A 12,830-nucleotide genomic window follows, 5' to 3' on the forward strand; every position below is an offset into this window, starting at 1 on the left:
CTCTTTCTCCCTTAGCTCTCCTTGTCCTGGGCGATCGCCCCGACAGTTCCTTGAACTGCCTGGATGTAGTCGGTAGGCGTGATCAGGATTTGCAGCCCGCGCATTCCGGCAGAGATGGTGATCGTGTCGAATAGCTCGATCAGTTCGTCTACGTAAACTGGGTAGTCTTTTTTGCAGGCGAGGGCCGTCACGCCGCCGCGAATGTAGCCCGTGAGCGGCTGCACCTCTTTGAGGGGAACTGTTTCAACCTTGCGGTTGCCGGAGAGGGCGGCCAGCGCCTTCAGGTTCAGGTGCATGTTGCCAGGAATGACTGCGAGAATTACGCCTGTGCGATCGCCCCTGGCAACCAGCGTTTTGAACACGCGCTCCGGCTCCAGCCCAATTTTTGCCGCCACGGACTCCGCCGCTAGGTCATCGGGGTTGACTTCGTATTCCAGCAGTTCATAGGCAATGCCCAGTTTATCCAGGGCGCGGGCGGCGTTCGTTTTCATATCCAGTGACTTCTCAGCCAACCCTCTTATGATACGAGTCATGTCGATTCTGGATTTTAGATTCGCGTTTGGATGATTAGTCCAAAAGTCCACCAGGGTAGTCTGCTGATTAGCGGGGCAGGTATGTCAGACTACTGGGACGGCACTGAATTTGACCACGACGCTGCACCCTGGGCAGAGTTTGAAGTAGCCTACGAAGGCGAAGTGGCGACGCTGCTGCTGCGAGTATCAGCCCAGCATGATGCACGCTAAGTTAATTCTGGTGGATGAGGCCTAGGTCAGCACGGGCAGCGCCAACCTCGACCCGCGCAGTGCGTTTCACAATGACGAACTCAACATTTCGGGGCGCTATCCGGCGCTGGCTCAAAACCTGGAGCAGTTCTTTATCGGGGCGATCGCCGATAGCCAGTGTCTCACCTATGCCGATTGGCAAAATCGCCCCTTGTTTGACCATCTCGCGGGACGGGTGGTGCTGCTGTTCAAAAATCTGCTGTAATCTGCTGTAATAAGTCGGGACTCGGGAACTTGGGGTCAGCCATATCGCTTCACAACACCGAGGCAAATTGGGGTTAAACCTTAGAGATTTAGCAGGCATGAGAGTTTGGCAGGGGCTATGGCTGGGCTGGCTGCTGGCAGGCGGACTGGCTGCTGGACTGGCAGTCGGACTGGCGGGGTGCGATCGCTCTGTGGCAGGCGCAGGCAGCCCGACGGGTTTATCGGCTTCATCAGCGCCACCCGCCCAAGACTTGTCCTCAGATGTGTCTCCAGACTTGCCCCCAGACTTGCCTCCAGAAGCGTCCCCAGACGTGCAGCATGACCAGCATGACGTGCAATATCGCGTAGAAGCGCTGCCCACGGCGGACGTGCATTGGGTGATGGTGCCGATTCGCACGTTTGAGGTTGTGCCTGCGATCGCCCAAGCGTTGCAGCCGCTGCCCCAGTTTGCCGCGCAGTCGGGAACCGTGGCCGCTATCAACGCGGGCTTTTTTGACCCGGTGAACGGACTCACCACTTCCTATGTAGTGCAAAACGGGCAACTCGTCGCCGACCCGCACCAAAACGATCGCCTCATGCAAAACCCCAACCTCGCGCCCTACCTGCCCAAAATCCTCAACCGCTCGGAGTTTCGCCGCTATCGCTGTGGGCAACCGGGGCAGGAACGCGACCACTATGCGATCGCCCTTCATGCCGAAGCCGTCCCGCTCGGCTGTACGCTGCAAGACGCGATCGGCGGCGGCCCGCGCCTGCTGCCAGACCTGACGCTCGAAGCCGAGGGCTTTGCCGACCCCGCCACGGGCCGCGATGCCATTGGCAGCACCCAGCCCAATGCCCGCTCTGCCGTCGGGATTTTGCCCAATGGAGACATTGTGCTAGCGATGGCCGCTCAGCGCCCCGACGCGCCGACCAGTTCTGGGCTGTCGCTGGCGGAGTTGTCGAACTTTCTGCGATCGCTCGGTGTGGTAGACGCAATGAACCTGGATGGCGGCAGTTCCGCTTCGCTGTACGTCAGCGGGAACACCGTCTTGGGTCGCGTCGATGCCCAGGGCAGCCCGATTCAGCGGCCGGTGAAGTCGGTGCTGGAGGTGCGCCGCAGACCCAGGGACTAGAGGGCGCTATTCCTCATCACGCCCCCATCACTCGCTGGTAGGTCTTTTGATACATTTCAACAATGTGATCCCCTGCGGTGATGGGCGGATATTTCGGCGGGTTCGTTTCGCTCTGGCAGGTGGGCAGGCATTCGACCAGCGCATGGTAGTTGATGTCGAAAAAGAAGGGAACGGAGTAGCGATCGCCCCCTGAACGGTTCACCACGCGATGGGGCGTGGACTGATAGTAGTCGTTGGTCCAGCGGGCCATCATGTCGCCGATGTTGATTACAAAGGTATCGGGAATCGGCTCGGCAGCAATCCAGTCGCCGCTGGCGGTTTTCACCTCTAGCCTGCCCGCCGCGTCTTGCAGCAGGATTGTGAGGCAGCCCCAGTCGGTATGAGCGCCGCAGCCCCAAGTGCGATCGTCTGCCTGTACGGGATGGGGCGGGTAGTGCAGCAGTCGCAAAATGGGCATGGGGTCGTCGGCCAGGGGATCAAAGTGATGCTCCTCCAGGTCGAGCGAGAGCGCCAGCCCTCGCATCAGTTGATAAGACAAATTCAGCATGGCAGCGAAATATTGCTCTACGACCTCGCGCCAGCCGGGGAGGTTGCGGGAATACAGGTTGGGGCCGTGGTTGGGCGTGTTTGCCTGCACCAACGGGTCGTCGGGGCCGCGATGCAGCCCGATATAAATGCTCTCCTTGAGATCCGGCGCGGCGTTGAGATCGAGCGTCTGGTGCTTCAAAGGCTCGTAGCCGCGAGAGATGGGAGAGTGCTGGATCGAAATCTCTAGCTTGTCTGCATCGGGCAGCGCAAAGAAGCGATGAGATTCGGCAAAGATCTGGTCAACTAGCGCAGCATCGATGCCGTGGTTGGCAATGTAGAAAAAGCCGACTTCGTGACTGGCTTTGCGGAGGTGGGCAGCGACGGCTTTGCGTTCTGCCCAATCGGGCGATCGCAGCCCGCCGATGTCAATCACTGGAATCGTGTGGATGGGGGAGAGAACAGAAGTGACCATCAGAGGTTTTGAGCGAAACAGTTGACCGTCAGCATAGCGGCGGGGCGATCGCCCGACTGTTTCGTTTGCGTCAGTTTAACCCTGCTTCAGGCGAGCTTTGGCTGTTTGCCAGAGGGCTTCGAGTTCTTCTAGGGAATAGTCGGCCAAAGGGCGATCGCTCTCTTGCAAAATCGCCTCTTCTACTAAGGCAAAGCGCTGGATAAACCGCTGGTTAGTGCTGTGGAGGGCTTCGGCGGGGTCGAGGTCGTGCCAGCGGGCGAGGTTGACCAGCGTAAAGAACAGGTCGCCCAATTCGGCTTGCTGGTTGGCTTTGGGTTCCTGGGCGATCGCCTGCCGAAATTCTTCTAGCTCCTCGTGAAACTTGTCCCACACGCCGTCGATGCTGTCCCACTCGAACCCAGCTTTGGCCGCTTTTTGGGAAATCTTAAGGGCTGCGGTGAGGGGCGGGAGCGATCGCCCGTAGCGTTCTAGCCGGGGGGTCAGCCGTTCAATCCCCGATGCCTTTTCTTCCTGGGCTTTGATTTGCTCCCAGTTCTGCACGACCTCGCCCGCGTCTGCCACCGTCACCTCGCCAAACACATGGGGATGGCGGCGAATCAGCTTTTGGGTGATCCCCTCTGCCACGTCCTTGAGCGAAAATTGCTGCGCCTCCGACGCGATCTGTGCTTGCAGCACCACTTGCAGCAGCAAATCGCCCAGTTCATCGGCGATCGCCTCCGGTTTTCCCTGGCGAATGGCATCTACCACTTCATAGGCTTCCTCGATCACATAGGGAATCAGCGTCTCCGGCGTTTGGGCCAGATCCCACGGACAGCCGCCATCGGGCGATCGCAGCGCTGCCACCACGTCGATCAGTCGCTGCAACGCGGCAAGAGTGGGGTCGGGGCTGGCGGAGGGCGTTTGGGTCATATCTGGAAGGTTGGGGGGATGCAGTGCTTGAGGCATTAGACCTCCTGCATGAATCAGGAAGCGTGTGCCAGTTCGTAGTTGAGCAACCCTGCAATCAAGTTCAAGCGCAAGCCAAAGCGTCGTCTCCGGCTGCGATAGCGCCCTGAGAAGATGCGAAAGATCTTGAAGCGACGAATCACATGCTCTACTTTCACCCGCAGTCTCGCTAATGCCCGATTGTGTTGCTTCTCGTCCTCGGCTAACGGTTGGTTGCGCGGCTTTTGGGTGGGCGTACAAGCTCCAGCATGACGCTTGGCAAACCCTTGATACCCGCGGTCAGCTAAACATAACTGCGACGATACCCAGGGCAGGCGACTTCGTTTGAGCAGCTTGAAGTCATGCGTCTTGCCTTTGTCGATTGCAGTCGCAATCACCTGCCCGTTCTCAAAATCCACCAACAGTTGCGCCTTCAGGGTATGGCTCTTCTGCTTGCCACTGTAGTCACGTTTCTGTTTTTTTTGACGTTCAATTTCAACTTCACCTGCGTCTACGATAAACACTTTCCATTCCCATCCAGGCTGGTACCACTGCCGTTGGCTGGGCAAGCGAAACTTGCCGCACTTGATCAAGATGTCTTCCACTTTCCTGATGATGCGGTTGACACCGCAGAATCGCTTAAACTCTCCAGCAGACAGACTTTGCAAGGCTTGATAAGGCATGGCATTTCCTCCTTGGATTTAGTTCTGCCATGCGCCTACCCATCTTTGCAAGCTTTTATCCCTAACTGGCACATTCCCTCCCATTCATGCAGGAGGTCTACTGTGATGAACCGCAGGCATAGATGCACTCAAAATCAACTGACCTATCTTATAACTTTTCCTGTCTAGCTACTTAGAACTTGCTCAAGAGCTTGATATAAAAATTGGCTACAAAACTGCCTACAGAAATTGGCTACAAAAATTGACTCAGTAGTGCGCGAGTCGTGGCTCCGGTTTTTTCCCAGCTGAACTGGCGGGCGCGGGCCAGTCCAGCGGTGCGGAGGTGCGATCGCACGTCGGGTTCTGTCACCAAGCGCTGCATAGCATGGGCGATCGCCCCGGTATCTTCCGGGTTCACCAGCAGCGCCGCATCCCCCGCCACCTCTGGCATCGACGAGCGATTCGACGTGATGACGGGCGTACCGCAGGCCATCGCCTCCAGCACCGGAAAGCCAAACCCTTCCCACAGGCTGGGAAACAGAAGCGCGATCGCCCGATTTAGCACCTCGGGCAGGTCGGTGTAGGGCACGTAGTCCAAAAATTTCACCTGATCCGCAATGCCCAGCGCTTCGGCGTGGGTGGACAGGTCGGGCGCAAAGCGGGGGTCGGTCGAACCCACCAGCCACAGTTCATAGTCCTGACAGCGGGGCAGCGCTGCAAACGCATCTAAAACGCGGTGCAGATTTTTGTAGGGATCTTGCCGCCCCAGATAGACAAAATAATTGCTGGTGGGTAAATCGAGCAAGCGAAAATGATCGGCATTGTAGGCCAGCGGAATAGGCGTAATCTTATCTGCTGAAATGTGGTAAAAAGCAACAATATCGTCCGCTGTCGCCTGCGAGTTGCAGACAATATGTAGCGCCTGATTTAGCACCAGCGGCACATAGTATTTGGCATAAATTGTGAGGGGCGATCGCCAGTTTGGAAACCGCAGCGGAATCAAGTCATGCACCATCACCACCGAGCGACACGGGTTCCAAATTGGGGCTTCGGGAAGCGGAGAAAACACGAGATTTGCCTTTAGGACTTGATAAATTTTGGGGAGTTGGGTTTGCGTCCAGCGCAGTCGCCTAAAGTGCCCTGCCTTGCCATGTTCTGCGCTCATTCCGGACGGAATTTCGTAGTAGGAAATGTCTCGCGTCTGGGTTTTAGAAATTTGATGCTGTGCTTCTAGGGAGGCTAAAAGCAGAGTGTTTTGAACTGCCAGATGGGGTGCAACATTGAGCGCATAGGTGGCTAATCCAGTAGGGCGATCGCCCACCACCGACAAACTCACAATCAGGTCAGCCGAATCAGAGATCGCCCCCATGCTCAGAGTCCAAATTGGAACACCCACCCGGCTCACATTCCTGCCAACATCCTACAAGACATCGATGCTCTGCGTTTCGATTGGATGTCCAACAGTGTCTCAAACAGCGAGATTCAGTCACATCAAAAGCGTAAGCGCTGGCTGAGGTTATATCCGCATTCTCTGTCAATTGTTCTTGTATCCAAAAGCCACTCAACTCGACTGCCGGAACGTCCAGTTGAGTGTCTTCTGTTGTATAAGCTAGTGGTTCAGAGACTGCATTATCCGTACCCAAATCCTCTGGTCGGCTATCTGAAGAGTTAGTTTGCCCCGACTGATTGCTGCACCAAATCAGCGAAAATAAACTGGGCAACCATAGGTTGATTCTATTTACGCTAGATAAAATTAGATTGAGATACAGCCTGGATCGACCCTGCCTTTGCAAGGAGGCTCCAAGCATCGCCTGAGGGAATCGCCACTGCCTTTGCAAGGATGCTCCGAGCATCATCTGAGGAAGTGGCATTGTAGGATAACTGTACATAAGATCAACCCCAAAAATAGCTAAGCGTCTGCAAAGATTATTAAACTTTTGCAGTTAGAGTTTTGCAGTTGAAGTGTCGAGGCTACGCAAATAGACTTGCAAAAAGTCATTTCCGTTTATTTGTGTCAGCTTGCTTCAGGATTGGATTCTGAAACGCAAGATCGGACTTGAATCTTCCCAGAAGTGTTGAATCTTGATGGTAAAACTTTACAAAAAGCACTCTCAAGAGGCGGATTATTGAGAATGGAAGCAATAAGTAGGTCATTACAGGCAGAATTATAGATCTTTTGTACTGGATTCAGCTATGAACTTGCCCTGCTAACATTGCGTTCAACACTTCTGGAATCTTCCCTCTAGAAATCAAATGCCAAACTCCGGGAGTAAGAGTCGTAACTCAATTCTCTCCCATCAAGAGACATACTTAGAGAATACTTTGAGGAAGGGGCGATCGCCTCACCCGCCTGCCTCATCCAGACGCATCATTTCTGAGTTTGATTAACGCTAGCTGCGGCTAAACGGGTATAGAAATCAACTAAAATTTATATTAGTAAAGCTATCGACTTCATCCTCTATGCTGACCGTTGCGCTGCCCAAAGGCGGGCTGCTAAAAGACAGTATTCAGCTTTTTCAAGCCATCGGGCTTGATTTCAGCGAGTTTCTCAACCCAGCCAATCGCCAGCTTGAAATCCTTGATAGCAGTGGGCGGGCGCACGGGCTGCTAGTTCGTAATTACGACGTGCCCGTTTATGTGGAATATGGACAAGCACACCTAGGCGTGATTGGTTACGACGTGTTGCGTGAAAAACAGCCCAAGGTTGCCCATCTGGTGGACTTGGGATTTGGGCAATGCCGCATGTCGGTCGCGGTCAAAGCGACCAGCCCCTATCGCTCAGCACTCGATCTGCCGCCCCACTGCCGAGTTGCGTCCAAGTTTGTGCGCTGCGCCCACGACTATTTTCAGAGCCTAGACTTACCCGTAGACATCGTGCCGCTCTATGGGTCTGTAGAGCTGGGGCCAATCACAGGGATGTCAGAGGCGATCGTGGACTTGGTGGCTACCGGGCGCACCCTCCAGGAAAACAACCTGATTGAAATCGATCGCCTGTTTGAAAGTACGGCCCGACTGATTGCCCATCCGCTCAGCTATCGGCTCAATCAAGACGGCGTGCAGGATATTGTGGAGCAACTGCGGACACACACTTCTCAAGTAGTCGCTGGCAAAGCCGTGGCTGAGGCTGCAATTAAAACTGTGGTTGAAACTCCGGCTTCTGCCTGAGCCTTGACTCGACCAAGATTGCAAGAATGGCGCTTATTCCGATTGCCGACCCAAAAGCGTAAAGTGTAAAAAAATATTTAGTTTTCCCGATAGACCCCATATACAGTTGAATTTTTTCGATCAGACAACTATATATAGTAGTTACGGGAATAGCTTTGGTCAGCAGTAGCGTCTTGAGGCGTGTTTTGCATACTTCTGATCAGCGAATTTGGGTGTTGTTTCCTAGGCTGAGTTTCTGCATTGTGCTGTCCTTTTGTCTGTAAAGACTGTGTAATGACTCGAAAATCTGCTCTGGGAGCGCGTCTAGATTGTTGAAAAAGAAGTTAGAACGCCAACAGTCGGTTATGCTGGTGAAGCTGTGGAGATGATTTCGATCGGACGCAATTTCGACTGAAGTCGATCTGGCTTTGATGTTCCGGGTTTGATTTGGATTTGATTTGGATTTGATCTGAGTTTACGCTACGGGTTTCGGTTACCACTCAGGTTTCAAGACTGTGGGCAGCGGTTCAAGCGCTGCTAGAGGTTGTTTGACATAAGTTGTTTGAACTGCTGATTCTTCAATGTTTCTAGCATTGAAGATCTGCTTTTTGTCGGCTTGTTTCATGCCGCAGGTCGAAGATCAGGGTGTCGCGTGCCTGCGTGGGCGCTGAGGTAGATTCGGCTTCATTGAAGCAGATTCAACCAGGTCTTTCAGGCAGTTCTTTCTGGCAAATCTTTCAGAACTAGACGCTGCTTTAGAGAGCGCTTTGTCTGGAGTGCGCTACCTGGGGTGCGCTACCTGGAATATGCTCCAGGGTTTTGCTCAACAAGCTGCTTTTCAAGTCCGGCGGCAACCATACCATTGCTTAAATTTCAACTAAATCTCAGCAAGGAGCCATTCTTATGACCTATCAAGATCAGCTTAGCCCTTGGGTTGTCTACAAGCTGCTGCCCACTATGCAGAATGCTCCCGTAGCGCGGTTTCGCTATCGCAACGATGCGGAATCTTATCTGAAGCTGGTGAGTCGCGTTTTGCCCCAAACTTCGTTTCTGATTTCCTTTGATGGGCCGATCCGTCCCGCGACAGAGCAGCCTGCTAAAGCTACTCCGACGACTGCTGCAAAGACGACTAAAAAAGCACGAACCACCCGCCGCAAAACGTCGCTAGCCTGATAGGTGGTCTTTCAAAGAAATTGCTGATCTTCCAAGCTGTCCTGAAGCAGACAGGCAGCTTGAAAGATGAGTGACGGATTCTGAACGCTCTACGGGCGAACGGCTTGGCGTTCTAAATAGGTCGTCACGCCGCTGCCCATTTGCACTAGGTTGGGGCCGATCTTTTTGCCCAAAAAGTCCTCCACGATGCCGCTGACCATGCCTGCCAGGAACGGCGGAACGTCCTTGAGCTTGCGGGGATCAATGATGAGTTCTCCCCGGCTTTCGATGACGGTCATCCCCTCGTTTTCAAAAAAGTGATTCGTGCCCAAGCAGCGTACTGCTTCGGTAAAGGCGTGGGTTTCGATTTGCCATTCAGTGGTGAAGCGATCGCCATGCCAGACGGCGTGTTCTGTCCAGGACAGCATCGACTCGTTCAAAAAGGCGCGGGCTGCGGTTGGGATATCGCCGCCTCCCTGCCACTCGTTGACGAATTTTATCCAGTCGCCATTTCCCTCGCGCGATCGCACCTGCACGCCTCGGATATTGGGCATATAGGGCACTAACTCCATGAGCTTGTCGCGGTAGGTGGAGTAGACCAGCGGGCGGGGAAACGGAACACGAGTATCGGCAGAGATGAGCATTGGCGGTGTCAGGAATTTACTATTTCCAGTTATAGAGGTTTTGGGTGCAAACCCGATGTATTTAGGACTGGGCCTGAAGTGGGCAATTCCGATCCCCCCTTCAGCCTAAAAAGGCCGAGGGGGGATGCAAGAGTTGCCTTATCGCGCCACTAGACGGTGGTTAGCTCGGCGGGCAGCCGCTTGAAGGCCAGCCGCTCGTGCTCCACATCGACGTAGATCGTGTTGCCGTCGGTGAATTCGCCGCGCAGGATGGCTTTGGCGATCGCCGTTTCCAGTTCGCGCTGGATGGCTCGCTTTAGCGGACGAGCGCCGTAGACCGGGTCGTAGCCCACATCGGCAAGGAAGTCGAGGGCTGCGTCGGAGAGGCGCAGCACCATCTTGCGGACTTCCAGACGTTGTTCCAGCCGGGCCACTTGCAGGCGCACGATGTTCCGCAGTTCCGACTTTTGCAGGCTGTGGAAGATGATGAATTCATCCACGCGGTTGAGGAATTCGGGACGGAAGTGCGATCGCATCGCCTCGATCACTCGACCCCGCATTTCGTCGTAGCGGCTGTTGTCGCCGGCCACGTCGAGGATGTATTGCGAGCCGATGTTGCTGGTCATGATGATGATGGTGTTTTTGAAATCCACCGTGCGTCCCTGAGAATCGGTAACGCGCCCATCATCGAGGATTTGCAGCATGACGTTGAACACGTCGGGATGGGCTTTTTCGATTTCGTCGAACAGCACCACGGCATAGGGGCGGCGACGAATTGCTTCGGTGAGTTGTCCGCCTTCGTCGTAGCCGACATAGCCCGGAGGCGCACCGATGAGCCTGGAAACGGCGTGTTTCTCCATATATTCCGACATGTCGATCCGCACCATTGCTTCTTCGCTGTCGAACAGGTAGCTGGCCAGGGCTTTAGCGAGTTCCGTCTTGCCCACGCCCGTCGGCCCCAGGAAGATGAAGCTGGCGATCGGGCGGTTGGGGTCGGAGAGTCCGGCGCGCGATCGCTGGATCGCGTCCGCCACAGCGGTCACGGCTTCGTCCTGCCCAATCACGCGGCGGTGCAGTTCGTCTTCTAGGTGCAGCAGCTTCTGCATTTCCGACTCCACCAGCTTGCTGACGGGAATGCCCGTCCACTTGGAGATAATTTCTGCAATATCGGACTCGGTGACTTCTTCCCGCAGCAGAGATTTGCCGCTGGTTTGGGTCTGCGTCAGGCGCGTTTCAGCATCAGCCAGTTCTTTTTGTAAACTAGCCAGCTTGCCATACTTCAACTCCGCAGCGCGGTTGAGGTCATAGTCGCGCTCAGCTTGCTGAATTTCGATGTTGACCTTTTCGATCTCTTGCTTAATGCGCTGGATATCCTGAATGATGCCTTTCTCCGCATCCCACTGAGCATTTAGCGCAGTTTGGGTTTCCTTGAGGTCAGCCAGTTCTTTTTCGAGCCGCTCTAGGCGATCGCGCGAGGCGGTGTCCGTTTCCTTTTGCAGCGACAGCTTTTCCATCTCAAGCTGCAAGATCTTGCGGTCTACCTCGTCCAGTTCCTCTGGCTTGGAGGTAATTTCCATCTTCAGCTTGGCGGCGGCTTCGTCCACCAAGTCGATCGCTTTATCGGGCAAGAAGCGGTCTGAAATGTAGCGGTTCGACAGCATGGCAGCCGCCACCAGCGCACTGTCGGAGATCTTCACGCCGTGGTGGTTTTCGTAGCGTTCGCGCAGACCCCGCAGGATCGAGACGGTATCTTCCACCGACGGCTGATCCACATACACCTGCTGGAATCGGCGCTCCAAGGCTGCATCTTTTTCGATGTACTTGCGGTATTCGTCCAGCGTGGTCGCGCCAATGCAGCGCAGTTCGCCCCGCGCCAGCATGGGCTTCAGCAGGTTGCCCGCATCCATCGCGCCCTGGGTTGCGCCCGCGCCGACGACGGTGTGGATCTCGTCGATAAACAGAATAATTTGCCCGTTGGAGTCGGTGACTTCCTTCAGCACCGCCTTCAGGCGTTCTTCAAACTCGCCGCGATATTTCGCGCCCGCAATCAGTGCGCCCATGTCCAGGGCAATCAGCTTGCGGTCTTTCAGCGATTCGGGTACGTCGCCCTTGACGATGCGCTGGGCCAGCCCTTCGGCGATCGCCGTTTTGCCCACGCCCGGTTCGCCAATCAGCACGGGGTTATTCTTTGTGCGGCGCGACAGGATTTGGATCGTGCGGCGAATTTCGTCGTCCCGCCCGATCACTGGGTCAAGCTTGCCCTGCTTGGCCGATTCGGTCAGGTCGCGTCCGTATTTTTCCAGCGCCTCGTATTTGCCTTCGGGGTTTTGGTCGGTCACTTTTTGGCTGCCTCGCACTTGTTCTACGGTTTGCTTGAGCTTGGCTTCGTCGAGCCGGATATCCTGGAACAGCGATCGCCCAAATCGGTCATCCTTGGGATAGGCCAGCAGCAGGTGTTCGACGGAAATAAAGTCGTCACCTAGCTCCTTGCGGGCGGCTTCGGCGCGATCTAGCAGCGTGTCGAGCGATCGCCCCAGATACACCGACGAACCGCCGCCGGATACCTTCGGCTGCCGCGCAATGTAGCTATCGGTAAACTCGCGCACCCGCTGCACATTTACGCCCGCCCGGTTGAAAATGCTGACGGCCAGCCCGTCTTGCTCTAGCAACGCCTTCATCAGGTGTTCGGTTTCAATCTGCTGCTGTTTGGACTGGCGGGCAATTTCCTGGGTGTTGACAATGGCTTCCCAGGCTTTTTCGGTGAATTTGTCAGGACTAGTCGGTTGCATAGCGTCGTTAGAAGTTGGGGGTTAGGGGTAAGAATTTTAGATTTTGGGATTTTGGATTTTGGGATTTTGGACGTTTAGGAGCCATCGGGTTTGAGCCGAAACCGAAAATCGAAAATCCAAAATCCGCTACCGGAATCCCTGAAGCGTGGGATCATACAGTCTGGCTAATCGTCCGGCTTACAGTCCGGCTTACAGTCCGGCTTACAGTCTGGCCAACCCGGTATATAAACTCATTCTACGGAGGGAGGGGCGATCGCCAGGATCGGGCTTCCCACCCCGCGCAATACGGTTTCCATTAATTTTTCTTAAAACAATGGGAAACGGGCAGACAAAGGCGGTTTGACGGGTTCACGCTTGAGAAATTGCCCCTGAGAAATGGGCATTCTGAAACAGGGCTGTCTGAAACAGGGCTGTCTGAAACAGGCATCGATGGTTTCG

General features: G+C 55.0%; 13 protein-coding genes. 4 read left to right on the forward strand and 9 right to left on the reverse strand.

The genetic code is table 11. The features are described 5' to 3' along the window. Window positions 1–11: 11 nt before the first annotated feature. The gene (ybaK, locus tag HPC62_RS06315; RefSeq protein ID WP_172354253.1) at window positions 12–491 is read right to left on the reverse strand and encodes a Cys-tRNA(Pro) deacylase; all 480 of its coding nucleotides are present in this window, start codon (window positions 489–491) and stop codon (window positions 12–14) included. A gap of 123 nt (window positions 492–614) precedes the next feature. On the opposite strand from ybaK, the gene HPC62_RS23850 reads away from it, so the two are divergent. Next, window positions 615–743, forward strand: a complete 129-nt coding sequence (locus HPC62_RS23850; protein ID WP_255548792.1) for a hypothetical protein — start codon at window positions 615–617, stop codon at window positions 741–743. Between the two features lies 1 nt (window position 744). Here the strand turns inward: HPC62_RS23850 and HPC62_RS06320 are convergent, their stop codons facing one another. Next, window positions 745–945 carry a hypothetical protein gene (locus tag HPC62_RS06320; protein WP_172354254.1) on the reverse strand — a complete coding sequence of 67 codons (201 nt, stop codon included), beginning with the start codon at window positions 943–945 and terminating at the stop codon, window positions 745–747. Window positions 946–1,084: 139 nt separating this feature from the next. Between HPC62_RS06320 and HPC62_RS06325 the strand changes: the two genes are divergently transcribed. Then, complete coding sequence (locus HPC62_RS06325; protein ID WP_225906660.1) at window positions 1,085–2,098, forward strand: phosphodiester glycosidase family protein; 1,014 nt, start codon at window positions 1,085–1,087, stop codon at window positions 2,096–2,098. A 16-nt stretch (window positions 2,099–2,114) separates the two neighbouring features. On the opposite strand, the gene HPC62_RS06330 is transcribed toward HPC62_RS06325, so the two are convergent. From HPC62_RS06330 to HPC62_RS06345, 4 genes are all read right to left on the reverse strand, one after another. Next, window positions 2,115–3,098 (reverse strand): isopenicillin N synthase family dioxygenase, encoded by a 984-nt coding sequence (locus tag HPC62_RS06330; RefSeq protein WP_172354255.1) that lies wholly within the window; start codon window positions 3,096–3,098, stop codon window positions 2,115–2,117. Window positions 3,099–3,173: 75 nt separating this feature from the next. Further along, on the reverse strand, window positions 3,174–4,007 hold the full coding sequence (gene mazG / locus HPC62_RS06335; RefSeq protein WP_172358807.1) for a nucleoside triphosphate pyrophosphohydrolase: 834 nt from the start codon (window positions 4,005–4,007) through the stop codon (window positions 3,174–3,176). 53 nt (window positions 4,008–4,060) lie between these two features. Continuing rightward, on the reverse strand, window positions 4,061–4,705 hold the full coding sequence (locus HPC62_RS06340) for a transposase (protein ID WP_172354256.1): 645 nt from the start codon (window positions 4,703–4,705) through the stop codon (window positions 4,061–4,063). 232 nt (window positions 4,706–4,937) lie between these two features. Next, window positions 4,938–6,053 carry a glycosyltransferase family 4 protein gene (locus HPC62_RS06345; RefSeq protein ID WP_172354257.1) on the reverse strand — a complete coding sequence of 372 codons (1,116 nt, stop codon included), beginning with the start codon at window positions 6,051–6,053 and terminating at the stop codon, window positions 4,938–4,940. A gap of 1,091 nt (window positions 6,054–7,144) precedes the next feature. Between HPC62_RS06345 and hisG the strand changes: the two genes are divergently transcribed. Then, a complete protein-coding gene (hisG, locus tag HPC62_RS06350) occupies window positions 7,145–7,849 on the forward strand; it encodes an ATP phosphoribosyltransferase (RefSeq protein WP_172354258.1) in 705 nt (234 codons plus the stop codon). Between the two features lie 472 nt (window positions 7,850–8,321). Here hisG and HPC62_RS23855 read toward each other — a convergent pair whose 3' ends face one another. Next, the gene (locus HPC62_RS23855; RefSeq protein ID WP_255548791.1) at window positions 8,322–8,453 is read right to left on the reverse strand and encodes a hypothetical protein; all 132 of its coding nucleotides are present in this window, start codon (window positions 8,451–8,453) and stop codon (window positions 8,322–8,324) included. Window positions 8,454–8,731: 278 nt separating this feature from the next. On the opposite strand from HPC62_RS23855, the gene HPC62_RS06355 reads away from it, so the two are divergent. Beyond that, a complete protein-coding gene (locus HPC62_RS06355; protein WP_172353190.1) occupies window positions 8,732–9,001 on the forward strand; it encodes a hypothetical protein in 270 nt (89 codons plus the stop codon). An 89-nt stretch (window positions 9,002–9,090) separates the two neighbouring features. Here HPC62_RS06355 and HPC62_RS06360 read toward each other — a convergent pair whose 3' ends face one another. Beyond that, window positions 9,091–9,624 carry a hypothetical protein gene (locus HPC62_RS06360; RefSeq protein WP_172354259.1) on the reverse strand — a complete coding sequence of 178 codons (534 nt, stop codon included), beginning with the start codon at window positions 9,622–9,624 and terminating at the stop codon, window positions 9,091–9,093. Between the two features lie 149 nt (window positions 9,625–9,773). Further along, window positions 9,774–12,392, reverse strand: a complete 2,619-nt coding sequence (gene clpB / locus HPC62_RS06365) for an ATP-dependent chaperone ClpB (protein WP_172354260.1) — start codon at window positions 12,390–12,392, stop codon at window positions 9,774–9,776. Window positions 12,393–12,830 lie beyond the last annotated feature (438 nt).

It is taken from the genome of Thermoleptolyngbya sichuanensis A183, assembly GCF_013177315.1.
Classification (GTDB): domain Bacteria; phylum Cyanobacteriota; class Cyanobacteriia; order Elainellales; family Elainellaceae; genus Thermoleptolyngbya; species Thermoleptolyngbya sichuanensis.

Bases quoted from the DNA above. Each gene is read 5' to 3' on its own strand.
- ybaK (WP_172354253.1), bottom strand. From the start codon at position 491: ATGAAAACGAACGCCGCCCGCGCCCTGGATAAACTGGGCATTGCCTAT.
- HPC62_RS23850 (WP_255548792.1), top strand. From the start codon at position 615: ATGTCAGACTACTGGGACGGCACTGAATTTGACCACGACGCTGCACCC.
- HPC62_RS06320 (WP_172354254.1), bottom strand. From the start codon at position 945: ATGGTCAAACAAGGGGCGATTTTGCCAATCGGCATAGGTGAGACACTG.
- HPC62_RS06325 (WP_225906660.1), top strand. From the start codon at position 1,085: ATGAGAGTTTGGCAGGGGCTATGGCTGGGCTGGCTGCTGGCAGGCGGA.
- HPC62_RS06330 (WP_172354255.1), bottom strand. From the start codon at position 3,098: ATGGTCACTTCTGTTCTCTCCCCCATCCACACGATTCCAGTGATTGAC.
- mazG (WP_172358807.1), bottom strand. From the start codon at position 4,007: ATGACCCAAACGCCCTCCGCCAGCCCCGACCCCACTCTTGCCGCGTTG.
- HPC62_RS06340 (WP_172354256.1), bottom strand. From the start codon at position 4,705: ATGCCTTATCAAGCCTTGCAAAGTCTGTCTGCTGGAGAGTTTAAGCGA.
- HPC62_RS06345 (WP_172354257.1), bottom strand. From the start codon at position 6,053: ATGGGGGCGATCTCTGATTCGGCTGACCTGATTGTGAGTTTGTCGGTG.
- hisG (WP_172354258.1), top strand. From the start codon at position 7,145: ATGCTGACCGTTGCGCTGCCCAAAGGCGGGCTGCTAAAAGACAGTATT.
- HPC62_RS23855 (WP_255548791.1), bottom strand. From the start codon at position 8,453: ATGAAACAAGCCGACAAAAAGCAGATCTTCAATGCTAGAAACATTGAA.
- HPC62_RS06355 (WP_172353190.1), top strand. From the start codon at position 8,732: ATGACCTATCAAGATCAGCTTAGCCCTTGGGTTGTCTACAAGCTGCTG.
- HPC62_RS06360 (WP_172354259.1), bottom strand. From the start codon at position 9,624: ATGCTCATCTCTGCCGATACTCGTGTTCCGTTTCCCCGCCCGCTGGTC.
- clpB (WP_172354260.1), bottom strand. From the start codon at position 12,392: ATGCAACCGACTAGTCCTGACAAATTCACCGAAAAAGCCTGGGAAGCC.